The sequence below is a fragment of the Pseudoalteromonas sp. NCIMB 1079 genome (assembly GCF_040567695.1).
Taxonomy (GTDB): domain Bacteria; phylum Pseudomonadota; class Gammaproteobacteria; order Enterobacterales; family Alteromonadaceae; genus Pseudoalteromonas; species Pseudoalteromonas distincta.
This window is the reverse complement of the sequence record NZ_JBEWZA010000001.1, coordinates 3,028,616-3,054,048: the sequence shown is the minus strand read 5'-3', so window position 1 is coordinate 3,054,048 and position 25,433 is coordinate 3,028,616. Positions and strand designations below refer to the sequence as shown.

The window sequence follows — 25,433 nt, the reverse complement described above, 5'->3', positions numbered from 1 at the left end:
TTGCCACATAAAATTAAGATTAAATAGTTAGGAGTATACTAATGCCTTCATTTGATATTGTATCTGAAGTAGAAATGAACGAAGCTAAAAATGCGGTTGATAACGCAAACCGTGAACTAGAGACTCGCTTTGATTTTAGAGGCGTTGATGCATCTATTGAGCTAAACGATAAAACAATTAAGCTTAAAGCAGAAGCTGACTCTCAAGTTATGCAGTTGTTCGATATTTTAGCGGGAAAAATTTCAAAGCGCGGTATGGATGTAGCTAGTTTAGAACTTCAAGATATTAGCCGTGCAGGAAAAAATGTATTTCGTAACGTTGGGTTAAAGCAAGGTATCGAAAAAGACATGGCCAAAAAAGTGGTTAAAGCCATTAAAGATTCAAAAGTTAAAGTACAAGCCGCTATTCAAGGCGAAGAAGTGCGTGTGACAGGTAAAAAACGTGACGATCTTCAAGAGGCTATGCAAGTAGTGCGCAGCGCTGAGCTAGGTCAGCCTTTTCAGTTTAAAAACTTTCGTGACTAAAGTGCACCTGCTAGACCCTAGCTAACGAGTGTGTTGAATGTATTAATAAAAGCTAAACAGTAATGTTTGGCTTTTTTCTGTGAGGTTATTTTTCGTATTTATCATAGGTAAATCTAGCTTTAGCTATATAGACGTCCATTGACATTTGTAAACAAAATACTCACAATAGCGACATATTTTCAAGGTGCTTGCTAGCCACTTCATGTAATGATTTTTTTAGCAGGATAATCGGGAAGTTGGTGCGTTTTCATGATGACTACAAGCCCAACACTGCCCCCGCAACGGTAAAGTATTGCATATTTTGATGTGCTTACTGAGTCCGGAGACCGGCCTTGATGCTATCTTACTTACTTAAATCTTTGCGGTGGGCAAAGGTAGGGGACATCATGTTAAACAAAACAACTTTAGGCGTTGCTATTTCTGCTGCGCTTTCATTTTCTGTGTCTGGCGCAGAGCAATCAATTGAAAAAATAACCGTTACAGCTAATAAATTTGAGCAATCAATCAATGACGTTTTAGCAAGTGTAAATGTTATTGAGCGTGCAGAAATAGAAGCAAGCAACGTACGCGATTTACCCTCTCTTTTAAATACAGTTGTTGGTCTTGATATTGTAAGTAATGGGGGCTTTGGGCAAAAAGCGGATGTATTTGTACGTGGCGCGTCGGCAAAATACACATTGGTTTTGGTGGATGGTGTTAGGATAAGTGATGCGACATCGGGGAGTGTGTCGCTTACTAATATCCCTGTTAATAGCATTGAACGTATCGAAGTTATCAAAGGTGCTCGCGCGGCCATTTATGGTTCAGATGCAATCGCAGGGGTTATTAACATCATTACTCGTGATGCAATTAATAATACCTTATCTGCAACATTTGGTAGCAATAGTTACTCAAACTATCAGCTAGCAGGTGGGGTAGCTAAAGATGCGTTGAGCTTTAAATACAATGCAGGTTATGAAGAAACAGATGGCTTTGATGTTACTGAAAAAGACCCTACTGCTGCAATTACTAAAGATCATGATGATGATGGCTATAGAAATAAAAATATTGGTTTTAACTTAAGCTATCATACTGAAGATTTGGGTCAATTTAGCGCACAAGCACAGTATAGTGAGGGTGAGGGTGAATACGACTCGGCATACTCTAGCGACGCTTATGATTTTGAAAACTATATAGCTAAATTAGGTTGGGAAAAAAGCTCTCAAAATTATAATCAAGGTGTTTCAGTCAGTTTATCGCAAGAAGAAAATGAGCAAACAGGGACTGCAGTAAATACTTTTTATAGTACTGAACGTTTTGAAGCAGAATATCGTGGTCTATATACTTTAACTCAAACACTAGAATTAAGTGGCGGTGTTAATTTATTACAAGAAGATTTATCCGGTTCTACAGCAACTTCATTACATGAAAAACGCGATAATAAAGCATTATTTATTGGTGCTTTTTATGACGATGACATATGGCTTGCTAGTGCTGTTATTAGAACCGATGATTACGATTACCACGGTCGCGCTAATACATACAGCACAGGTGTTGGTTATAAAGCTAATAAATATATTAGTGTTCGTGCAAGTCACGGTACAGCATTTAGAGCACCATCATTGGTGAACGCGTTTGTAACGAATAGCCTCTATTATGTAGGTAACAGCGATATTAAGCCCGAAGAGGCTGTGAATAATGAGCTGGGCATTACGCTTACAACAAAATGGGGTCGTTACGATATTACTATTTTTGATAATAATATTACAAACTTAATTGAAAACCAATATGACGCTAATTTGGGAAAATATGTCCCTTCAAATGTTGCGCGTGTGTCTATGCAAGGGGTTGAAATTAGTGCTGAGTTTAGCGCATTAGGATTTGAACATAACGCTAACTTAAGTTTTTTAGATACAGAAGATGAAACTACGGGTAAAGAGTTAGCGCGTCGTCCATCTGAAGCATTTAATTATACACTTACTAAAAGTTGGGGATATTTTGACGCCAATCTAACCATGCTATATCGCTCATCTCGCGATTCAATTTCATACTACGATACAGAAATTGCAGCGTTTACTGTGTTTAATATTGCTGCTAACTATCAGCTTTTAGATAATCTAGCGCTACATGCACGTATTGAAAACTTAACTGATAAAGAGTACTTCACTGCGGGTATTGGCTTTGCCGCAAGTGGTGAGCTTTTAGGTTACAGCGCACCCAGCAGACAAGTATTTGCTGGGATTAGCTACCAGTTCTAAGTTTATTATTTAGTTATAAAAAATACAAAAGCCCGATAAGTTATCGGGCTTTTTGCATTTTCTGTTTACTTTTAAGTTATACCAACCTGCATAGACCTCTAAACAGTTTAACCGATTAAATCATACGCTAACGTCGTTATAAATTTTTATTTAGAACCACTAGATATAAAATTTTTGCCTAGTTAGAGCGCAATTTTATTATCGTTAAATAGCTTCTATACTTATGCAGATTGGTATTAATCAGCTAAGAACTCTTTAAATACGGTTGCAAACTTATGTAATTTAGGTGCTATTAAAATACTACAGTAACCCTGCTGTGGGTTTTCGTTATAGTAATCTTGATGATAATGCTCTGCTGGATAATACGTAGTGGCAGGGCTGACTTCTGTCACAATTGGCTCACTCACATGGCTTTGCAGTTGAGCTATCATTTCATTGGTTTGCTTTAGTTGAGCTTCATCGTGATAATAAACAACGCTTCTATACTGTGTGCCTATATCGTTACCTTGGCGATTCAATTGTGTTGCATCATGCAAAGTGAAAAACATTGCTAGCAGTGTTTCAAAGCTAACTACAGTCGCGTCAAATTCAATTTTAACAACCTCAGCGTGACCGGTTGTGCCTGAGCATACAGAATCATATGTTGGGTTATTTGTTTCACCGCCGGTGTAGCCAGAGCTTACGGTTAGTACGCCATTTACACGTCTAAATGCAGCATCTATACACCAAAAACAGCCGCCACCAAATGTTGCTACTTGCGTTGTTGAGCTCATAAGTATTCCTAAAATGTATATGGGGTTTAAAGGCGAGCATAAATTGTATGCGCCGCAACAACAAGGTTACGGCGCAATTAAGAGGCTAGATCTCTTCGAAAGGTTTTTCAGCCGCTTGTTTGTCTAATTTTTGCTGTAAAAACTCAGGTGATTGAGTGTTACGTGCAAGTGCATAATATGCAGCAGGTACAACAAAAAGAGTTAGTAGGGTCGATACAATAACCCCAGTAAACACGACTACACCTATCACCATACGGCTTTCAGCGCCCGGGCCTGAAGCAAGTACTAAAGGTACCGAACTCATAACTGTAGTCAGCGAGGTCATAATAATAGGGCGCAAACGCTGAGTTGCTGCTTGCAAAATAGCTTCACTAAATTCAACGCCTTTATCGCGCAGTTGGTTAGTAAATTCTACAATCAAAATACCGTTTTTAGCACTTAGCCCTATGAGCATGACAATACCTATTTGGCTGTAAATATTTAAGGTAAGTCCTGTAGCCCAAAGTCCGAACATAGCGCCCATTAAACCAAGCGGTACGGTAAGCATAATTACAAACGGGTGCATAAAGCTTTCAAACTGCGCAGCAAGTACTAAAAAGGTAACGGTGAGTGCAAGTATAAATACGTAGGTCATCGCTGATGCGCCTTCGTAATAAAGCTGCGATTCACCTTTGTAATCTACTGCGCCATCTATATCGTTTTCCTCAGCGGCTACCTCGTTTAAAAAGTTAAGCGCTTGCTCAAGTGTATAACCGTCGGCTAAGTTGGCGCTTAATGTAATTGCGCGCATACGGTTGTAACGGTTTAAGCGTGAGGCTGTTGCTTCTTCTTTTAAGCTGATAAGGCTATCAAGTGGTACTAGTTCATCGCTTCGTGATTTAAGGTATATATTTGAAATATCAGTAGGGTTGGTGAAATCTTCTTTAGTCCCTTTTAAAATCACATCGTATTCTTCACCGCGGTCAATAAAGGTTGTAACACGGCGCTGGCCAAGCATTGTTTCTAGTGTACGGCCTACATCAGATACCGACACGCCTAAATCGGCGGCTTTGTTTTTATCTATACTGACTAAAAACTGTGGGAAGGTTTCTTTATAATCATGATCGATTCTAACTAAACCAGGGTTTTGCTCAGCACGCTTTATTATACGGTCACGCCAATCGGCAAGTTGTGCATAGTCATTACCCTGCAGCACAAACTCAATTGGGCGAGATGAACCACCACCGCCAATACCACGGCGCATAATGGCAAATGCACGAACATCGGTAACTTCTTGCATTTTACCGCTTATTTCATCCATTACTTCCCACGTTGAGCGTTTGCGTTTATCCCAATCGGCCATACCCACAATCGCAACACCGCCGCTGCCACCCCAACCGGGTACTCGAACAAGTACGCGACTTAGCTCACCTGCTTGCGAATAAGGCATTAGGCGCTCTTCAATTTTAGCCATATTAGCGGCGTTATTTTCGTAACTTGCGCCTTCAGGGCCGCTCATCATAATAAAGAACGTGCCACGGTCTTCTTTTGGTGTTAGCTCAGAAGGAACTTGTAAAAACAACGAGTAACTAACAAAGCCAGCTAATAATAAGCTCACCATTAAGCCCCATTTTCGGGTTATGTTAGTGGAGAGTGAATTACGGTAACTTACTTCAATTTTAGTAAATTGACGGTCCATCCATTGGCTAAATTTATTTGGTTTGTCTGATACTTTAAGTACTTTAGAGCACAAAGCTGGTGCGAGAGTAAGTGCTGTAACACTTGAGAAAAATACGGCAGCACTTACCGCCATAGCAAACTCAGTAAATAATGCACCTATACGGCCATCCATAAATACTAATGGCACAAACACAGATATAAGTACAAGAGTGGTTGCTATTATGGCAAAACCTACTTCACGCGCGCCTCTAAATGCAGCTAGTAACGGCGGCTCACCCAATTCAATACGACGGTGGATATTTTCAAGCATTACAATGGCATCATCTACTACTAAACCAATGGCCAGTACTAAGGCAAGTAAAGTGAGTAAGTTAATTGAGTAGCCCATTGCTAATAAAAACATAAAGCTACCAACAAGTGCAACGGGTACGGTGACCGCTGGAATAAGCGTTGCTCGTATATTGCCTAAAAACAAAAATATAACGAGTACTACTAAACCCATAGAGATTGCTAGTGTGCTGTAAACCTCATTAATAGACTCTTTAATAAATACAGACGAATCGTAGCTGTCTTGGATTGTGGTGCCTTCAGGTAGGTTTCGTTTGATTTTTTCAAGCTCGCTACGTGCGTTATCTACTACGGTAAGTGTGTTTGCTTTAGCTTGTTTTACAATACCTAAGCCAATCATATTACGCCCGTTACCACGGAATAAGCTTTCGTCATCGGCAGCTTCTAAGTGTACATCGGCAACTTCACCTAAACGTACTAAATAGCCTTCATCGCCACGTTTAATTACCAGGTTTTTAAAATCGCGTTGATCTTTATAGCTACGTGCAGTACGTACTGTAAAGTCACGATCTATTGATTCTATTTCACCGGCAGGTAGTTCAACGTTTTCTGTACGAAGTGTATTTTCAATATCGCTTGAAGTAATACCACGAGCAGCCATTGCTTGGCGGTTTAGCCAAATTTTCATTGCGTATTGACGCTCACCACCAATACGTACGTTAGATACGCCGTCTACCACGGCTAAACGGTCAACAATAAAACGCTGCGCGTAATCAGATAACTGTAACGAGTCCATTGTTTCGCTGTTTAATACAAACCATGCGATTGGGCTTTCATCACTATTTGATTTAGACACTTCTGGCGGGCGTACCTGATCAGGCAAACTATCAAGTGCACGTGCTACCCGTTCGCGTACATCGTTAGATGCAGCGTCTATGTCGCGGTTAATATCAAACTCAATAGTAATGTTTGAGCGCCCATTACGGCTCGAAGAGTTAATACTTTTGATGCCTTCAATACCTGAAATTCGATTTTCTATTATTTGCGTTATTTTGGTTTCTATAATTTCGGCAGAAGCACCTGTGTATTCAGTGCTGATATTTACAATGGGTGTTTCAATATCTGGATATTCACGAAGTGGCAGCATAGTAAACGCAACCAGTCCAAAAGTAAGCAGCAGTAAATTAATTACAATGGCAAAAACGGGGCGTTTAACACTAGTATCTGTAATTTTCACGTATTACCCCTTTACGCTTACTTTACTTCCAGAGCGAATTTTTATTAGCCCCTCAGTAACAATTTGCTCGCCATCGTTTAAGCCTTCGTCTATAGCAACCCAGCCATTATTTCTGCCAGCTACATGTACTTCAACTCGATTAGCTATTCCGTCTTGAATTTGAAAAACAAAGTGTTTGTCTTGCAAAGGGATTACGGCTTTTTCAGGTACCATTAATGCCTGGTTGCTGCTTAGCTCAAGTGCTGTATTTAATAACATACCAGGGCGAAGTAATCCTGATTTATTAGCAAAACTTGCTGTTACTTCAACACTGCGTGTAACCGAATCAATACGCGAGCTAATATGCGTTACCTTGCCGTTAAATGTTTGTCCTGGATAGGCATCGTTTTGGGTAAGTACTTTCATGCCCATGTTTAATTGTGCTAAATATTTTTCAGGTACTTTAAAGTCAACTTTAATAATACTAATATCATCAAGTGTTGTGATTATTGTTGTATTACTTACGTAGGCACCTATTGATATTTCACGCTTACCTAACAAACCTGAAAACGGAGCACTAATAGTCATCTCGTTTAATTTAGTTTTAGCGCTTTCTAGTTGGGCCTCTGTTGCATCAACCCGCGATAACTGCTCTTCAAGTAACGATTTTGCCGTTGATTGCGAGCGTGAAAGTTCGGTTAGGCGATCTAACTGGCGCTTTTCTTCACGTAAGTTTATGCCAAGCTCTTTAACTGCAATTTGTTCTTGTTGGCTTTGTAGTTTTACTAGTTTTTGTCCTTTACTGACTAAGTCGCCGTCTTTAAAATATATATCTGTGACATAATCGTTTTGCGCACTTTTTATATAGATAGCTTGGTTTGCACGCGCGCTACCGATAGCTTCTATCATCACAGCATTTTCCTGTGAAGTAACAGTATGAGCAGTTACCTGAGTAGACATTTGTGATGAATCGGCCTGTTCGCCGTGGCTAGCGGGTAGATATAAATAAACGCTAAATATTAGAAGTAACGTAATAATAAATGGAAAAAGTGCTTTACCTGATTGTCTTGAGTACATTGATTTCATACCTGAAAATGAATTGTAAGTATTGTACGAAATAAGACCGGGAAAAGACGGTTATGTGTCTCATAAATTTGTGCGTTAAGCGTAAAAGTAAATAAGATTTATTCATTGTTCCTATTTTGTTGAGGTAAAAGTGGTAATGTATGAAATTTAAAACTACCTGTAACTTATGTATAACAACAAGAAAGGTCATAATTTGGGCCATTATTATGTTTGTTTTTTATATGGTGTTTTACCAATATGGATAAATCTAACAATGTCATTAAGTTTCGAGCACAAGGTGCGCGAAACGCAATTGAGGTGCTCGCTGTAGGTGCTATAGGCTTAGCTTTTATTATGTTATTCAATATACTAAGGCCAGGTGAAATTAGCATCCTTGAAGTGTTTTTAGTTAGTTTGTGCCTTGCTGCTATTTTTATTGGCTTTTTGAAAACCCAAGAGCCATATCATAGTCTTATTTTAAGTGAGTCGGAGCTTGTTTATTGCCATAAGTACGGGGCTTGGTGTATGCCTCATAGTAACTTTCATCACAGTGGTATACCCAAAGTAGAAGATGGCTTTGATTATTTAGAATTAAATGCAGTTGGTGTTAAGGTAAACGACATAGACGAGTTTTTAACAAGCATAGCGCCTAGAATTGCAGGGAAATTATTAATAGAGCAGCGCAACTTATTCATGCAAGTTGTTCAAAAACATTGCAAAAATGGCAATTGCCCATCAGAATGGCTAATAGAAGATACACATTACACATCCCATAAAGGGATAAGCTATACTGGTCTTATAGCCATGTTTGCCAACAGAACTAAGCACCTTCGACTGTTAACCGGTTACGATTTATTATTGCCAGCCAGTGTGTTGGATAGAGATATCTGGACATTTAGTGCTAACTTAAATAAATGGAAGCGCGAGCCTAGTCAGTTTATAGCGTCGCAAATTAATAATTAAGCTGCGACTGTAGGAAAGAAAAATGAGCCAAGACAGAGCCTTTTTAAAAAGTGGTCGAAACACCATAATACATAAAGATAAAAAGCACGATTTAGTGATTGTAAACTCTGAAATCCATCCCAAAATTAAAGTAACGCAACATGGCTTGGAGCCATTTAAAGAAGAGTTACCCAAAAACCGTCGCGACGCAAAAGAGCGTTATTTAGAGATGGTTTATGTAAGTAGCGCTGATATATTTGGCGAAGAAAAACAGTTATTGTTTATTCAAGCGTTAGATGGTCGAGAGTATAAAATTGATTACAGCAAAATAGGCACAAAGCTATTTGTACGCATTCATCAAGACACATATATGTAGCACTTTAATGGCATCTTTATTGCTTATGATTACACTATAGTAATTATTTGACATAATAAGGAGCTGCGTATGAAAGCGTTTGCTTTAATCCCCCTCATTTCTTGTGGTTTGCTGAGTGCGTGTGGAGGCGGTGGCGGTGACAGCGATAATACAGTTGTAGAAACATCTGTTAATGCTGGAGCCGATTTACAAATTATCGAAAAAACTGAATTTACCATCACAGCACAAGGTTCCCCTGCGGATGGTACGTTTTCATGGCAACAGGTTAGCGGCCCAAGCTTAGAAGGTTTTCCGCTTGATGGCGCAGAGCAAACACTTACAGCCCCTGACGTAAAAACTGATAGTGAAATAATCTTAAGAGTGAGCTATCAAAGTACGGGTAGTAGCGCTGTTAGTGACGATATTTCTATTTCGGTTAGCTCTAATAATCAGCTTCCTTTAGCCGTTATTACCCAAACCTTACCTGAAACACTCCCTTCTGTTTATAATGATACAGTGACTTTGAGCGCCCTTGAGTCGAGCGATCCTGATGACAATGGCCAAATTGATAGTTATTTGTGGCAACTGCTATCAGGTCCTGATTTAGATATTGCGAGCTTTAACGAGTCAACTCTTAGCTTTTCTCATCCATTACTAGAAAGTAACGTAAATTTATCTTGGCAGCTAACAGTCACTGATGATGAAGGCGGTGAGGCGAGTACTCAATATTCAATGACACTTAATAAAACAAATGAACTAGTGGATGCAAATGCAGGCGCTGATCAAAATGTCGAAGAGTTTGAAGAAGTAACGCTTGATGCAACGAATAGCGAAACTGTCACCGATACGTATCAATGTAAATGGCAACAACTTACCGGTAATAGCGAAACATTAAGTAATAGCGACCAATGTACAACGACATTTTTTGCCTCTGATGTAGATACTGAATCCACGTTGAGCTTTGAAGTAACGGTAACCGACTCAAAAGGACGCACCGATACAGATTCTTTATTTGTTGATGTATCACCAAAAGCGCTTGGGCTTATAAATGATAGTGGTGTTGGTGAGTGCTATAACAACACCCAACGAATTAACTGTGAAAGCGATGACTTTCCAGCGCAAGATGCTGAGCTTGGACGCGATAGCTATGCAAACCGCATAGATAAGGTTGGCAAAGGTAATTTAGCGTTTGACTACACTAAACTTAATCAGTTTGCTGATGAAGTTGGTGATGATAGTAGTGACTTTACCTGTATACGCGATAATGTTACTGGACTTGTATGGGAAGTAAAAAGTGAATCCTCAGGAGTATTACCAAATACAAGTTTGCGTGAGGGGCAAAATCATTACTTTTGGGATGTAGGGAATACTACTTTTACCGATACCAGTACAGCCAATTCAACGTGTCCGGACAACACAAGTTGCGGTGTACAAAGTTATATAAACGAAGTAAATAACTTAGATTTTTGTGGTGGTACAAACTGGCGGTTACCTACTTATACAGAGCTTTTAGGTTTAATTGATTACGGTAAACAAGGGCAAAGCATATTAATTGATGAGGCGTTTTTTCCTAATATGCCCAGTGAAAGTGCATTAAGCCATTTACGTTACTGGACCTCACAAACCGCAGCCGATGGTACAAGTTTATCGCAAGCGTATATCATTGACATGAGTGATGGTAACGATCTTGCTTATCCAAAAGAAAATACCGCGTATGTTCGCTTAGTTAGAAGCCGTTAGGAGAAAATAATGAGATTAAAATTACTCTATGCACTAGCAACTATAAGCTTGAGCTTTAATATTGCAGCGGCGCAAACGTGCTACGACGGTGCAGATACCACAACGCCGACAGATAGATTTACCATAAATACAGATGGTACAGTGTCTGATACCGAAACAGGCCTCATGTGGCAACGCTGTAGTTATGGGCAAACTTATAATACAGAGACCCAGCTTTGTGAAGGCTCAACACCTTCTCTTACTTGGCAAGAAGCACTACGCGGTGCTAAAAATGATACAACCGCAGATTACGATGATTGGCAAATGCCTAACATTAAAGAGCTTGCGAGTATTTTAGAGCACAGTTGTACCGAGCCGAGCATTAATGAAGAGGTGTTTTTTGGTACTAAGCTTCAAAACTATTGGTCAAATACATCGGGTGTGAGCACTATGAGCTCGGCGTGGGTTTATCAATTTGATAGTGGGCTTAATAGCTTACACGCCAAAACCAGTAATGTGTATTTGCGGTTAGTTCGTTACGAAGAATAAAGTACATAGTAAGATTAGACAGATGAAAGTGCAGCCTTAAACCCGCTGCATTTTTTGGTTTTACATAAATTTACGTTATTTCAATAATAAAGCGCTTACAACGTTGTCACTTAGCGCGTTTTTTTGCCATTATAGGCCGTGATTTAATTACGAAGGAACATCACGGTGTATTTAAGCTATTTTGGCCTGAATGAAAAACCTTTTTCAATTTCGCCCAACCCTCATTACTTATTTTTAAGTGAACGACATAAAGAAGCCTTAGCACACCTTACCTATGGATTAGGTGAAGACGGTGGTTTTGTATTATTAACAGGCGAAGTGGGTACAGGTAAAACTACAATTACCCGCAGTATGTTAGAGCAGTTACCTGAAAACACGCAAGTAGCTATGATCCATAACCCAGCACTTTCAGAGCTAGAGTTATTAGCCAGTATTTGTGATGAGCTCAACATTAGTTATGATGCTAATAATGCAACGCTTAAAAGTCTTACCGATATTATAAAAAAGCATTTAGAGACCAATAATAAATCGGGTGGGCATACCATTCTTATAATTGATGAAGCGCAGTTACTTGCCCCTAATGTGCTTGAACAATTACGCTTGTTGACAAATATAGAAACCGATCATAAAAAATTATTACAAATAGTATTGGTTGGTCAACCTGAGCTACAAGAGCTTTTAAAGCGCAATGAATTAAGGCAACTCGCCCAGAGAATAACAGCTCGTTACCATTTATTACCACTTACGCAAGGCCAAACAGTCGCTTACATAAAGCACCGTTTACATGTTGCAGGATGTGATAAAGGAATTTTTTCGATGGATGCTATGCAAGCTGTTCATCAATTAACCGGTGGTGTGCCACGATTAATGAACTTGGTCTGTGAGCGAGCTTTGGTAGGCACTTTTGCAAAGCAGCAGTTGATAGTTGATAGCGATATAATAAAAAAATCAGCACATGAGTCATTACCCATGGATTTTGTAGCGCCCGTTAATGAGGCTAACAAAGCAACGTCACTAGTACCATATAGCCTTGCATTCGCTGCTTTATTTGCCGTAGGCATTGGGCTTTCATTTATTTTATAGTTAGGTAAGTTATGTCTTATTTATTAGATGCGCTAAAGCAGTCACAGCAATCAGATATGAGTGCTGAGCAATACGACTTACAATCAGAGCAGTTAAAGCAACAGCAAGCACTTAAGCGTTATAGACGATTAGCGCTAGTATTTGGTACAAGCTTAGCTGCTTTTATTGCGGTAGCTGGTGGGTTTACTACGGGTAAGTGGTTTCAAGGTACTACTTTATTAAACATATCGGAGCCCGCTGTAATTAAGGTGGTTGAAAGTGAAAAATCGTCACCTAAAGAAGAAGTTAAAGAGGTAGATGTTGAAGTTGAAAAACAGCAAATAGCTAAGTTAGAGCCTGCTAAAGTAGCTCCAACAAATACTGCAACAATTGAAGGGCAACTTGTGCATGTGCAAACACCCAATGGTGTACAGCAAATGTTATTAACCCCAAATGGTCAGTATATTCCTATGCCGTCGAGCCAGATCACGAGCGCAGCAGGTTATAATCAGCAAAACATGCAACAAGTAATGCCGGTTCAAAATTATAATCAGCCAGTATTTAATCCACAAAGTAATTACAATCCAAATAATATGCAGAACGCTTCGGTATTTGGGCAAAGTCAAAATACAGCATCTGCTCAACTAGATATGAGTAAATATAAAGTCCTGGGTAAGCCAATTAATGGTAGCAACCAATCTCAATTGATGAGCGATCCTGAACTTGATGAGGTGCCTACAACACTTAAAAATGCGTTTGCTCAAGCTATACAAGACGTCGAAAAAAATCAAGATTATGAAGTTACCCAAGCATCAAAAACGTCATCACGTGTTGAGCCTGTAGAATTGCTGCCTGATGGTTTGCAATCAATGTTGCCTAGTATTAAATATCAAGCACATATATATTCATCGAGTGCGGATAAGCGTTGGATCAAGCTAAATGGCCGAGAGCTACATGAAGGTGAGAGCATTGGCGCTTTAACTGTAAGAGAGATTACACCTGAACAAAGTGTACTTGATTTTGATGGTTATGAGTTTAGCTTAAAAGCTTTGCAAGATTGGCCAGAGTAAGCGCTTAGTTATTTAATTGAGAGCTCGGTAGAGTGTTGAGCTCTCAATATTGCTTAGGATAATATTGAGTTTTTATAAAAGCGTTCTAAATCAATATTATACTCTTTAGGTTTCACCGCTGATTCAAGGGTATCTAGGGTTTTTTTATTAGATAAATCGATATCTTTTATCTCTGTATAGCGACTATGTTTGGCGCTGTAAAATGTTTTAACAATAGGCTTTAGTGGTGTACTTGGGTTACTCTCGGTCACTAAGCCAACTTTTTGACTCGATAACCTAACAAGCGTTCCTACTGGGTGAATACCAATACATTGAATAAACTTATTAAGCAGCACAGGGTCGAAGCTATCTGGGCACCCATCTTTTAGTATTTTAAACGCTTTTATTGGCTCCATGCCTGCCTTGTAAACACGCTCTGCAGTGAGTGCATCATACACATCTACAATTGACGCCATACGTACGTATTGGCTTATTTCGTCGCCCTTTTTACCAAATGGGTAGCCTTTACCATCAAGCCTTTCATGATGCATACCTGCAATATCAACAGCGATACCTGTTAAGCCGGACTTTTCTAAAATCTCTTTACTGAAAAGCGAGTGCAATTTCATTATTTTAAATTCTTCATCAGTAAAGCGACCAGGTTTATTGAGTATTTCATCTGGAATTTTTATTTTTCCAATGTCATGTAAAAGTGCGCCTGTAGTCAGCTCAACGATAATGTTTTTTTCTATACTTAAATGCTTAGCGAAGATCCCCATTAGTATCGATACATTAATAGAGTGCTCAAGTAGGTAGGCATCTTTTTGGCGCATTTGAGTAAGGCAGGCTAGGGCATCTTGGTTTCTAAAAACAGAGTCCATAAAGCCACTTGCCAGCTCTTTAAATGGCGCAATATCTATATCGCGGCCTGCTTTTATATCTTTAAATGCTTTTATTTGTAGCGTTTTAGCTTCGTCATACAGCTTTTTTGCCTTTCCCATTTCTTGTTCGGCACTGTGTGTTTTTTGCCAAGGGTCGCGCTTTATTTTTGTTGTAGGTGTCGCAATTGGATCTTTTTCGGGGACTGTATCAATGAGGGTTTTATCAGGGTCGATTTCTATTTCTAGAATGCCTGCTTTTATCAAGTTGTTAATACCTGCCTGAGTTTTAACCCAGCCTTGATTTTTAATTTTGATACTACCAGTTTGCTTGGTAACACTTTGTACAAACATACCTGGGAGTAGCTGACTAACGGGAATTATTTTCAAATTTACTGCTTCTGTTACTAATCTTTAACTAACCTAACAAAAACATACGTTACTACCTAATAAAAAAGGCACTTTTCAGTGCCTTTTTTATTTTTTATTTAAAAAAACATTAGCTTAATTATTCATCATCTTCAACAAGCGTCATTAGTGATGTGTTACCACCCGATGCTGTTGTATCAATACTGATTGTTTTTTCAGTAATAAGACGTTTAATCAGTGTATCGTAATACTCAGAGCTAATTACTGGTAAAATTGCGCCTTTACGCTGTGCAAGCTGTTGGCTAAAGTAGCCTAAGCGAGACGAGCGAGCAGCAACTACCGCACCGGCTAAATGAGGGTGGGCCAAAATAGCTTGTAGCTGGTTAGGTTTAGCTACTTGGAAAACACCTTCAGCAACACCTGTAGAGATAAATTTATCTTTAAAGGCAACGGCTTCATCATAAAACAGCTCAGACGCTACTGTAATTACCGTATTACCGGCGGCAATAGCAGTAATGATAGACAATGCCCAGAAGTTAAATGATGTACTCTTATCTGCATAGCACACTACGCAACCACGTGCTTCTAGATGAAGTGTATTTGACTCACCCGTTGGCCCAGGCAGGGTAGTAAACTTACGCATGTGCTTTTCAAGGCGGTTAAGCTGTGCACGTGCTTCTGATAGTGTTAATGCTAAATCGTCTGCTAAATCGTCGATAATTTCTACCGTCGCAATTTTAGCAAGCAACTGACGTACAGCCGAAACACGGTCGTTTAGTGGTGTTGCGCGCCAGATTTTTTCATCGCGCATTGAGTTCGTCATTAGCTTTTGAACTTGCTCATTCGCACCGCTGTAGTGGTGTAAATCAAGCTCATCTGGCGTCAGGTTAGTCATTTGTACGTTATCTGGTGATGCTTTTTCTTTTACTAAACGTTGTAGGTAGTTAGGGCCACCGGCTTTAGGGCCAGTACCTGATAAACCACGGCCACCAAACGGTTGCACACCAACAATTGCACCAATCATGTTGCGGTTAATGTAAACATTACCTGCACGTGACATCTTAGCAAGGTACTCACAACGCTCTTCAATACGTGAATGAACCCCCATTGTCAGACCATAGCCCGTGTTATTTATTTGATCCATCACATCATCAAGTTCATTCGATTTAAAGCGAACAATATGTACACATGGGCCAAACACTTCACGTTTAAGTACTGATAAGTCTTCGATTTCGTACAAGCGAGGGGCAAAAAAGTATGCGCCATTTTGAGTGTTATCAGGGATTTTACACTCGTAATGAAGTATAGAATTACCTTTTAAGTACTCAACGTGTTCATTTAAGTTTTTAAGTGCTTTTTCATCAATTACAGGACCAACATCAGTTGATAATAACGATGGATCGCCAATGTGTAACTCAGCTAAGGCACCTTTAAGCATTTCAATAATGCCATCAGCTACGTCATCTTGAATGAATAAAACACGAAGGGCAGAACAACGTTGGCCAGCACTTTGAAAACCAGAACTGATCACATCGTCAACTACTTGCTCAGGAAGGGCCGTTGAATCAACAATCATACAGTTCTGGCCACCTGTTTCTGCAATTAACGGTACTTGAATATCGTTACGTGCAGCAAGTGTTTGAGAAATTAATGTGCCTGTTTCAGTAGAACCTGTAAACATAACCGCTTGAATGCGCTCATCAGGAACGATTGTTTTACCTACTTCAGAACCACGAGCAATAACCGGTTGAACAACATGCTCAGGTAAACCAACAGACAGCATTAGTTCAATAGCACGAAGGGCGATTAAACTTGTTTGCTCAGCAGGCTTAGCAATTACAGTGTTACCTGTAACAATCGCAGCAGCAACTTGACCTAAGAATATTGCAAGCGGGAAGTTCCACGGGCTAATACATAAAATAACGCCACGGGCTTCAAAACGCTCATCTTTAGATAACTCTTCAGCGCGCGCTGCGTAGTAACGACAAAAATCAACCGCTTCACGTACTTCATCAATACCATCTTGCGCTACTTTACCCGCTTCTTTAATACAGATAGCGACTAGTTCATCATGATGGCGCTCTAAAATATCAGCAACGCGGCGCAGTAGATTAGCACGGTCTTTTACAGGTGTTTGTGACCATGATTCAAGTGCAGCTTCAGCGTTAGCCAGTAATACTTTCATCTCTTCGCCAGTTTGCAATTTAACGTGGCCGATGATTTCTTTGTGATTTGCTGGGTTTTTAACAGCCAATGAGCCTTCTGGTACTTGGCTTTGCTCAATTAAGTGCTCGTTAAACCATGTTTCAAGATTCTCTTTGAAAGGGGTAATAACGTTAATATCGGTTAAATCCATGCCTTTAGAATTAGCACGTTCTTCACCGTATAAATCAATCGGCATTCTGATTTGCGTATTGTACTTATTACGCAAGCCTTGCAGTGTTTCTACAGGGTCTGGTAGTAATGATTCAACAGGTTTTGTTGTATCCACAATGGCGTTTACAAATGATGAGTTAGCACCATTTTCTAACAAACGACGAACAAGGTAAGCAAGTAGGTCTTCGTGTTGACCAACGGGTGCATATACACGACATTGAATTTTTTCTTCGTTAACGATTTGGTCGAATAATGATTCACCCATACCGTGCAAACGTTGAAATTCAAAACCTGTGTTGTCGCCTTTCGCTACTTCTAAAATAGTCGCAGCAGTGTAAGCGTTATGTGTAGCAAATTGCGGATAAAGCACGTCGCGCGCTTCAAGCATTTTAATTGCACATGCTTTGTAAGAAACATCGGTCGTTGCTTTACGAGTAAATACAGGGAAATGCTCTAAACCATCTTGTTGTGTGGTTTTGATTTCTGTATCCCAGTATGCGCCTTTAACTAAACGTACCATCATCTTACGACCAACACGGGTTGCAAGGTCTGTTAGCCATTCAATTACAAAAATAGCGCGTTTTTGATACGCTTGAACCGCTAAGCCAAATCCTTGCCAATCACCAAGATCTTCATCACTAAATACTGCTTCAATTACATCTAGAGAAATATCTAAACGGTCAGCTTCTTCAGCATCAACAGTAAAGCCGATATCGTATTTCTTAGCGGCAAGCGCAAGCTCTTTTAACTTTGGTACAATTTCTTCCATCACACGGTCTTTATGAGTGAACTCATAACGTGGATGAATAGCAGAAAGCTTAACTGAAATGCCAGGGCTCTTAATTGGACCACGACCATTGGCCGCTTTACCAATAGAGTGTATAGCGTTCATGTAGCTGTCAAAGTAACGCTTCGCATCTTTCATTGTGCGCGCGCCTTCGCCTAGCATATCGTAAGAATACACATAGCCTTTTTGCTCTGTTTCGGCAGCACGTTCAATTGCTTCGTCAATGGTACGACCCATTACGAATTGCTTGCCCATAATTTTCATAGCAAAGTTTACAGACTTACGAATAACTGGCTCACCTAAACGACCAATGGTCTTTTTAAGCATGCCGAACTGTTGTTCTTTAGTTTTGTCTGTGTAGTTAACCATTTTACCGGTAACTAATAATCCCCAAGAAGATGCGTTTACAAATAAAGAATCGCTGCTTCCTAAATGAGAGCTCCAATCACCTTTGGCTAACTTGTCACGAATAAGTACATCTTGAGTTGCTTTATCTGGTACGCGAAGCAGTGCTTCGGCCAAACACATTAATACAACGCCTTCTTCACTAGAGAGTGAAAATTCATTTAAAAGCGCATCAACACCGCCTTGCCCATCTTGCTCTTTACGAATGTTCAAAACAATCTGGCGGGCTCTTTCCCAGGCACGACTTCGTGCTTTTACGCCTACTTCTGCAAGCGGTAAAATATGATCAATAACTGCATTTTCATCTATGCGGTAGAAGTCACGGATTCTTTGTCTGATAGGACAAGTAGTAGTTAAATCGCCGTTGAATAACATAAGCAACCCTCAGGATGTTAAGAATTAAAGTAAAATTAATTACCAATAAATTACCAGTGATATTGTGAGTGCATTCTAATTAAAATTCAGCAGAATATGCTGGTTAAATTTCGCGATTTACGATAATTTACAGGGTATAAATTTAACTTATCCGCATAAAATTCTGTTATGACAATTCCAAATAGATTACGCATGCTAGATCGTATTGATTTAGCCATACTAGACGTTCTTCAAAAGAACGGCAGAATTTCTAATGTTAACCTCGCAAAACAGGTTAATTTGAGTGCCAGCCCGTGCCTAGATCGTGTTAAACGATTAGAGCAAGAAGGGTATATTGAAGGCTATTATGCCAAGCTTAGCGAAGCTAAACTTAATCAGAGCTTAGTAGCGCATGTTCAAGTATCGCTTGTTGCTTCAAATACAGCTGTATTTAAAGTATTTAGAGAGCACATATTAAGGATAGAACAAGTAGTCGAATGTGACATGGTTGCTGGTGGTTATGATTACTTATTAAAAATTCGCGTTTCTAATATGGAAGAATATAGACAAGTTCTTGGCGACTTAGTAGATATTCCCGGCGTGGGTACTCATCATACTTATATGGTGATCGAAAAGATTAAAAAAGACGAAGGATTGCTAATCGATATTTAAGCTTTTCTCAAGTCATAAAAAAACCGCAATTGCGGTTTTTTTATTTTAGTAGATAAATGCTATACCAAATAGTTAGTACATCACCTTATACATAATTTATTACGACCTTCCGACTTCGCTCTGTATAAGGCCGTATCCGCCGCGCATATTAATGCCTCAGATGTTCTGTATTGATTATTGTATTCACATGCTAAACCCTGACTTACACTTATTTTTACATTCGCTGGTAAACCGAGATCTCTAAAATTAATGTTGAGTATTTTTTCTTGAATACGCTTAGCAATCATTTGTGCATTTGAAATGTGCGAACGAGGCAGCACAACAGCAAACTCCTCACCACCATAGCGTGCTACTAAACTGTCTTTAGATGGTAAGCACTCTTCAATTGTACGAGCGACTTTTTGAAGGCACTTATCACCTTTTACATGGCCAAAGTTATCGTTAAATAATTTAAAGTAATCAATATCAATAAGTATAAAACTAAGAGGCTGCTTGTTAACTATGCATTCTTGCCAATTTTTAATGACGCGGATTCAAATCTGAAGTGCATAACGTTTAGGCGGCTTTAGCCGCCAAGTGATCCTGCATCAATTTTGCAGGCGTTTCAAATCCAAGTGTCTTCCTCGGACGATTATTAAGTTGCTCAAGTACTGGTATAACCTGCGCTGGTGTTACCGCCTTAAAATCTGTGCTCTTCGGCCAATACTGGCGTAGTAATCCATTCGTGTTTTCATTCAATCCGCGCTCCCATGAGTGATAAGGGTGAGCAAAATAAACAGGAACACATAAAGCCTCTGTGATTTGCTCGTGATAAGCGAACTCTTTTCCATTGTCAGCCGTGATGCTATGAAGCGCTGACCTATATGGCCTTAATAGTTCTATCGTCGCCGCAGTGACGGCTTGTGCTGTTTTGCCTGCCACCTGCGTTGATACAGTGAATTGGGTGACCCGCTCTACAATGGTAACAAGGGTACCTCGATGACCTTTACCTATGACGGTATCTATTTCCCAATCTCCGATACGACCTTTCTCATCAACTATTTGTGGGCGTTCTTCAATGCTAACGCGATTTTTTATTTGCCCTCGGTTTGTTTTACCATGACTGCGCTTGTGATATTTCTTACCGTGTCGGCGCAGATGTAGGTATAACTCACCACCTGCTTTTTTATCTTCCCAGATATACAGATAAATGCATTCATGGCTGACAGACCGTTCACTTTCTTTACGCAACCATCCCGTTATCTGTTCAGGGCTCCACTTCTCATTAAGCTTCTGGGTAATTAAAGCCATCATTTCAGGTGTCATCTTAAGCGGTTTTCTTACACTTCTTCGGCGAAACAAAGCCCGCTCATGAGCTTGTTTGTGTCTGTAACCTCGCTTACCTGTATTTCTAGAAAGCTCTCTTGAAATCGTAGATTGCGATAAATTAGTTAGCTCAGCAATACTTTGTTGCGTAAAACCACTTTTCTTTAGAACGGCGATCTGGCATCTTTGCGCATAGGTCAGTTGTTTGTAATGTCTCATTGTAAAATCTCTTGCCGGAGAAAAAGCAGTTAGCTTATGAGCAACTGACCACTTAATCTACCCAAAACAAGTTATGCACTTACAATTTGAATCCAGGTGATGGTTTTTTCTAAAGTACAACGATTAGCAATACCAGTGAGGTGATCAAGTTTGGCTACGTTTTCCAGTACTTTATACTTTTTAACGTGCTTTGAAATATCATGCATTATACAAATAAAAAGTGGGGTACTTGCGACTACCGATTCGGGTAAACATGATATAGATAACTCAACATCTAAACAGTTACCATTGTTTTTTCTTATTTTAACTTCTTTCGGGCCATGGTTGAGTGGTGTTTGATAGTTGTTTTTCCAACTTTCAAACATGTATTTATAGTCATCGCGATACTGTTCTTGTAAACAATCTTGCCATTTTTTACCTATTAATGAATCAGACGTTACATTGAAAAAACGTGCTGCTACGGGATTTACTGATTCAAACACCCCATCTGCATTAACAATAAAAATAGCATCGGCCATGACATTAGTGACATTAATAATTGCGCTTATTTTTTCATTGTTAACGGTATTAGAAATGCTGCTGATTAATGCAGATACAGCGCTGTCGGTGTTGTTTGCTTTGCTATTTTCATTATTGTTAGACATGGTGTTGCTCATTTTTATTGTTAATGAAACTTTATGTCTAGCAGTTTATTCAATTTATCGTTTTTAAACCTTTCGGTAACCTTCTGATTTAAGTTGTTGTTATTTAAGTTTATTTAAGGGGCGTTTTTAAATAAATTACACCGCAATTAATATGCCTGTGCAATTTAAAAATAAGCATTACTAATTAGAGTTCTTTTTCATTCTTAACTTGAGGATCAGCGCTTTCATATTTATTGCCATTACACTCAACGTTAAAGATTAAGCATACAGAGCCATCATTTTCATCTGTGTCGGTAATGATAATTGTGTGGCCGTTGTCACTTACTTTATAGCTGAAGTCTTGGGCGCATGGTTTTTGTGTGTCGTTATCGGTGATAGTAGCGCCAGTAAATACGAAACCATTTTGAATTGTGGCGTCGTCTAAATTGTAGTTGCCAGCGGTTTCAGTTCTTACAACACCACCGCCAGTAGCGGATTCGCCATTTTTTGTATAGCTAAAAATAGCTTCACCGTTGTTAAGTTCAATATTTACTTGAAAGTCGACATTTTCTAGGGTGTTATTCATATCATTTCCTTTATGAGTAATTATAGTTGGAAGTTCGTAATGCCTAATTTAACTAGGCTTGTTTTTATATCTGATATTTCGTCTTCCCTGTTTAAACAGGTATAAGCTTGTACTAGTGGGTATGTTATTTTTACGCTCTGACTTATTTTTGCAGCTTCAGAAATTGCTTTGATAGCACTTAAGCAAAATTGCTCTCGCTGTTTATTAGTTGTAGCTAAGTTTGCTTTGATTAAGTTTATTCGCGTATGTACTAAGTAATCACCAGTTCTAGTTAGGTTGGCTAATTGATGTGTGTAGTTTTCATTATTCTCAAGCTCAGTTAACAACTCCTGCGCTTTGAGTGGTAATTGTCTATTTATAAAATATTGAATCAGTGTAATTTGTGTATTAATAGTGCTGTTATTTTTAAAATTTTGAGATTTTAAAAAATTAATTATTTTTTCAATTGTTGAGTCAGTAGCTTCATCAGTAGATAGCATTAGTGAATGTGCTAAAGAACGATAATACATAAGCTGAAATTTATTGTTTTTTGGATCTTGTACTAAAGCTTCATTGATAACTTGATTAGCCAAGCTGGCTTTTTTATGAGCCATCCGTTTATCACTCAAATAGCTCAGTAAATAACTTTGTTGCATATATAGGTTTGCTGACGTGTAAAAAAGGCTTGCATCACTAGGGTAGTTATCAATCAATTTTGTGATTACTTCAACTGCAGCCTCTAATATATTAACTGCTTCTTTAAAGTTACTTAGTTTCTCTTCTGTTTTTGCAAGCCAACTAATCGTATCGGATTTATCTCGAAGTAAATCTTTGTTATTAGGTTTCAGTTCAAGCGCTTTATTTTTAAGTAAAAGTGACTCTGTAAAGTTCTTTTTTGCAGCGCTGTAGTTAGATTTTTCTATGTATAAAGAACCTAAAGAATTAGATGAATACGATAATTCCATAATGGAGTTAAAATCATTGGCCGCCAGCGCATACATTTTTTTACTGTAAGCGTGGTATTTTTTAAACATTTGCTCAGTAGCTTGATGATCATTTTGATCATAAGCTAATTGACCAAGCCAAAAGGCATTGGCACCTGCAAGCGTGAGTAGCTCTAAGTTGTTAGGCTGTATTTTTAATAATGCCTCAAGGCGGGTGCGGGCGTTTTCAAAGGCGGTAAAGGCTTCATCGGTTTTACCTCGGGAATAAGCTACTTCACCCATTGCTTCGAGGGTTTGTGCGTACTGAAAACGGTTGTTAAATTGTGCTTTATTATCGCTAAAGCTAAAAAGTGAACTTGAATCGTCAGTTTGATCAGTAAAATACTCAAGTGCTTTATTACTAATACCATCAAGTAAGTCCATACGTTCAACGCTACGTAATTTATCGGCAAAGTCGCCGACCATAAACCCTAGTAAGCTTTCGGCCTCAAGCTGTTTTTTTTGCGCATGCTGTTGGGCTTTAAAACTAGTAAAGCTCATTAATAACGCGGTAAATGTAAGTAAGCACAATAAAGCAACGGTCACTCGTTTTGCTCTTATTTTTGTTTTTGTTTTTTTACAGAGCTTTTGATAAGAGCATGCTCGTTATCATCTAATTTAAACAGCTTGTCGTTAAGTAATAGCTGCGCTTCTTGTAGCGGTTTACCTGGCGCTAGGAGGTAAGCACTACTTTTATCTTCATCTACCCAATTTTGTGCTTGATGTTGTAAACGACTTTTTATTGCTAAGGCATCTTTGTGGTCATTAATCCATTGTTTTGCGCGCGGCCATTGACGCAATAATGCCTCGTGAGCAAGGCTAAAACAGGCTTCTTGGTTTTGTAAATGCGATACAAATAAACGGCTATCGACCATGGCTTGCACAAGCTCTTTTTGGCTTGTGTTTGTTAATGTTTGCCAGCGGGCAGCGCGGCTCGTAATGGTTTTACCATCTGGGTTTAAAGTGATCAGTTGTGATAATACGCTTTTTAGTTGCTGCTGTTGCTCATTACTAAGGTCAATAAATATATCTTCTGCTTTTTTGCCTATGGCACCCTCAATACCCCCGAGTTTTTTGTAAACACTGTGCAGTAGCTCGTTATTATCACTGCGCTGTAAGTACAGCTCTTGCAATGTGTATTGCAGCATGGGCAATGCATCGGGGTTATTGGCGGTATCGGCGCACAATATTTCATCCAGTGGTGTTTGAGTTTGTGGGTCATTGGAGAACGTTAAATTAGCGGTTAACGCTGGCAGGCGAATAATTTGTTGGAGTTCTTGGCGGTTTGGCGGTGTTAAATCGTAGTGCGCGCCATGAGCTTTGCCTGCCATTAAACTTGGTTGTTCAACCACTAAAGGGTAAAAGTCGTTACGACACGCACTAAATACAATCACAGCTTTAGAGATTGCTAAGCGTTCAATAACCGATAAAAAATGGCTGCGTGTTTCGCTACTAAATATAGGAGAAGAAAGCAGTACTTCTAAGCGGTCAATAAATAAAAATAACTGGGGTGTTTTAAGTTGTGTAGAGGCTTTACTAAGTGCAGCTTGTATGGCGTTAATTACGCCATCTATTGCCAATTCTAGTTGCTCTGCAAGTGTTTGCGCGCTTAATCCTTCAAACACAGGCTGGGCGTTTATATCCCAATCAAGTAATGCAGAAGCTAAGTCTAGAAAAAGTCTATTTTTATGCACATCTGCAAAGTCGATCTGGGTGTAGGAAATAACCCCGATGCTATTATAGCCTCGCTCATCTAGCAGTTTTGGTAAAATTCCAGCATTAACAAGCGAGGATTTACCTGTACCACTAGGGCCAAGTATTAAGCAAAAAGCACGACCGTAATTTACCTGGCTAGATATCCTTTCCAGCAGGGTAGCTATAGATTGGGTACGGCCAAAAAAAACGTGGGTATCATTTGGGTTATATGCACGCAGGCCTAAGAAAGGGGATCCTCCCTGCCATGTACTTTTAGTGCTTGGGATAGGATCTGCTAACGGAAAAGATAATTTTGCAATAATGCGGTAGCCACGTTTACGGATAGTTTCAATATAATGTGGTTCATTGGCTTTATCACCGAGCGCTTTTCTTAGCTGAGTGATAGTTTTATGTAATGGATTATCGCCAATATCAGTATTTTTCCAGCATTTATTGAGCAATTCATCGCTGCTTACAATGTCGCCATTTTGTTGACACAAATGCAATAAAACTTCCATCGCTTTGGGCTCTAACTGTTTGGCTTTACCAGTGAGTTGAATTGAGTTAGTTGAGGGTGTTACTTGCCAATCGCCTAGGTAGAAGGGGTTGCGCATCATCATTACTCATTATTGTTTTTTATTATTAAAAATTAAGTGCGTATTGATATTTATTAACACTATTTATATGGCAAATAAATCTATAACACAACTATTTGAGTTTATTCTGAGCAGAGGGGGGTAGTAAAGGATGAGCTTGCAGATATG

Annotated in this window: 17 protein-coding genes, 2 pseudogenes and 1 riboswitch; of the genes and pseudogenes, 9 read left to right on the top strand and 10 right to left on the bottom strand. The window is 39.2% G+C overall.

What is annotated here, in order from left to right; genetic code table 11:
• Nucleotides 1-41 precede the first annotated feature (41 nt).
• Entirely contained in the window at nucleotides 42-524 is a 483-nt protein-coding gene (locus ABX891_RS14175) for a YajQ family cyclic di-GMP-binding protein (protein ID WP_165744842.1), read from the top strand.
• 165 nt (nucleotides 525-689) lie between these two features.
• A riboswitch (cobalamin riboswitch) is annotated at nucleotides 690-873 on the top strand.
• Between the two features lie 37 nt (nucleotides 874-910).
• Nucleotides 911-2,761 carry a TonB-dependent receptor domain-containing protein gene (locus ABX891_RS14170; RefSeq protein WP_166377312.1) on the top strand — a complete coding sequence of 617 codons (1,851 nt, stop codon included), beginning with the start codon at nucleotides 911-913 and terminating at the stop codon, nucleotides 2,759-2,761.
• Between the two features lie 236 nt (nucleotides 2,762-2,997).
• Here the strand turns inward: ABX891_RS14170 and msrA are convergent, their stop codons facing one another.
• From msrA to ABX891_RS14155, 3 genes are all read right to left on the bottom strand, one after another.
• Complete coding sequence (gene msrA / locus ABX891_RS14165; RefSeq protein ID WP_354629762.1) at nucleotides 2,998-3,534, bottom strand: peptide-methionine (S)-S-oxide reductase MsrA; 537 nt, start codon at nucleotides 3,532-3,534, stop codon at nucleotides 2,998-3,000.
• 85 nt (nucleotides 3,535-3,619) lie between these two features.
• Nucleotides 3,620-6,718 (bottom strand): efflux RND transporter permease subunit, encoded by a 3,099-nt coding sequence (locus ABX891_RS14160; RefSeq protein WP_354629761.1) that lies wholly within the window; start codon nucleotides 6,716-6,718, stop codon nucleotides 3,620-3,622.
• Nucleotides 6,719-6,721: 3 nt separating this feature from the next.
• Nucleotides 6,722-7,774: an efflux RND transporter periplasmic adaptor subunit gene (locus ABX891_RS14155; RefSeq protein ID WP_354629760.1), complete on the bottom strand. Its 1,053-nt coding sequence runs from the start codon at nucleotides 7,772-7,774 to the stop codon at nucleotides 6,722-6,724.
• A gap of 246 nt (nucleotides 7,775-8,020) precedes the next feature.
• Between ABX891_RS14155 and ABX891_RS14150 the strand changes: the two genes are divergently transcribed.
• The 6 genes from ABX891_RS14150 to ABX891_RS14125 all read left to right on the top strand — a co-directional run bounded on the left by ABX891_RS14150 (nucleotide 8,021) and on the right by ABX891_RS14125 (nucleotide 13,459).
• Complete coding sequence (locus ABX891_RS14150) at nucleotides 8,021-8,725, top strand: DUF2982 domain-containing protein (protein ID WP_024598599.1); 705 nt, start codon at nucleotides 8,021-8,023, stop codon at nucleotides 8,723-8,725.
• Between the two features lie 22 nt (nucleotides 8,726-8,747).
• Nucleotides 8,748-9,080, top strand: coding sequence for a hypothetical protein (locus ABX891_RS14145; protein WP_342876926.1), 333 nt, complete (start codon nucleotides 8,748-8,750; stop codon nucleotides 9,078-9,080).
• Between the two features lie 69 nt (nucleotides 9,081-9,149).
• Nucleotides 9,150-10,799, top strand: a complete 1,650-nt coding sequence (locus ABX891_RS14140) for an Lcl C-terminal domain-containing protein (RefSeq protein ID WP_354629759.1) — start codon at nucleotides 9,150-9,152, stop codon at nucleotides 10,797-10,799.
• 9 nt (nucleotides 10,800-10,808) lie between these two features.
• Nucleotides 10,809-11,327 carry an Lcl C-terminal domain-containing protein gene (locus ABX891_RS14135; protein ID WP_024598596.1) on the top strand — a complete coding sequence of 173 codons (519 nt, stop codon included), beginning with the start codon at nucleotides 10,809-10,811 and terminating at the stop codon, nucleotides 11,325-11,327.
• 165 nt (nucleotides 11,328-11,492) lie between these two features.
• Complete coding sequence (locus ABX891_RS14130) at nucleotides 11,493-12,410, top strand: ExeA family protein (protein ID WP_024598595.1); 918 nt, start codon at nucleotides 11,493-11,495, stop codon at nucleotides 12,408-12,410.
• An 11-nt stretch (nucleotides 12,411-12,421) separates the two neighbouring features.
• Complete coding sequence (locus ABX891_RS14125; RefSeq protein ID WP_354629758.1) at nucleotides 12,422-13,459, top strand: general secretion pathway protein GspB; 1,038 nt, start codon at nucleotides 12,422-12,424, stop codon at nucleotides 13,457-13,459.
• 53 nt (nucleotides 13,460-13,512) lie between these two features.
• Here the strand turns inward: ABX891_RS14125 and ABX891_RS14120 are convergent, their stop codons facing one another.
• Entirely contained in the window at nucleotides 13,513-14,706 is a 1,194-nt protein-coding gene (locus tag ABX891_RS14120; RefSeq protein ID WP_354629757.1) for a cyclic di-GMP phosphodiesterase, read from the bottom strand.
• Between the two features lie 118 nt (nucleotides 14,707-14,824).
• On the bottom strand, nucleotides 14,825-18,628 hold the full coding sequence (gene putA, locus ABX891_RS14115; protein ID WP_354629756.1) for a bifunctional proline dehydrogenase/L-glutamate gamma-semialdehyde dehydrogenase PutA: 3,804 nt from the start codon (nucleotides 18,626-18,628) through the stop codon (nucleotides 14,825-14,827).
• A gap of 168 nt (nucleotides 18,629-18,796) precedes the next feature.
• On the opposite strand from putA, the gene ABX891_RS14110 reads away from it, so the two are divergent.
• Nucleotides 18,797-19,279 carry a winged helix-turn-helix transcriptional regulator gene (locus ABX891_RS14110; protein ID WP_024596882.1) on the top strand — a complete coding sequence of 161 codons (483 nt, stop codon included), beginning with the start codon at nucleotides 18,797-18,799 and terminating at the stop codon, nucleotides 19,277-19,279.
• Between the two features lie 80 nt (nucleotides 19,280-19,359).
• Here ABX891_RS14110 and ABX891_RS14105 read toward each other — a convergent pair.
• The 5 genes and pseudogenes from ABX891_RS14105 to ABX891_RS14085 all read right to left on the bottom strand — a co-directional run.
• Nucleotides 19,360-19,800: pseudogene (locus tag ABX891_RS14105) on the bottom strand (GGDEF domain-containing protein); the annotation flags it as partial.
• Between the two features lie 34 nt (nucleotides 19,801-19,834).
• Nucleotides 19,835-20,803: an IS30 family transposase gene (locus ABX891_RS14100; protein WP_354629755.1), complete on the bottom strand. Its 969-nt coding sequence runs from the start codon at nucleotides 20,801-20,803 to the stop codon at nucleotides 19,835-19,837.
• Nucleotides 20,804-20,874: 71 nt separating this feature from the next.
• The gene (locus ABX891_RS14095) at nucleotides 20,875-21,447 is read right to left on the bottom strand and encodes a PAS domain-containing protein (protein WP_354629754.1); all 573 of its coding nucleotides are present in this window, start codon (nucleotides 21,445-21,447) and stop codon (nucleotides 20,875-20,877) included.
• A gap of 184 nt (nucleotides 21,448-21,631) precedes the next feature.
• Nucleotides 21,632-22,012, bottom strand: a complete 381-nt coding sequence (locus ABX891_RS14090; RefSeq protein WP_354629753.1) for a DP-EP family protein — start codon at nucleotides 22,010-22,012, stop codon at nucleotides 21,632-21,634.
• 20 nt (nucleotides 22,013-22,032) lie between these two features.
• Nucleotides 22,033-25,286: pseudogene (locus ABX891_RS14085) on the bottom strand (nSTAND1 domain-containing NTPase).
• Nucleotides 25,287-25,433: the final 147 nt, after the last annotated feature.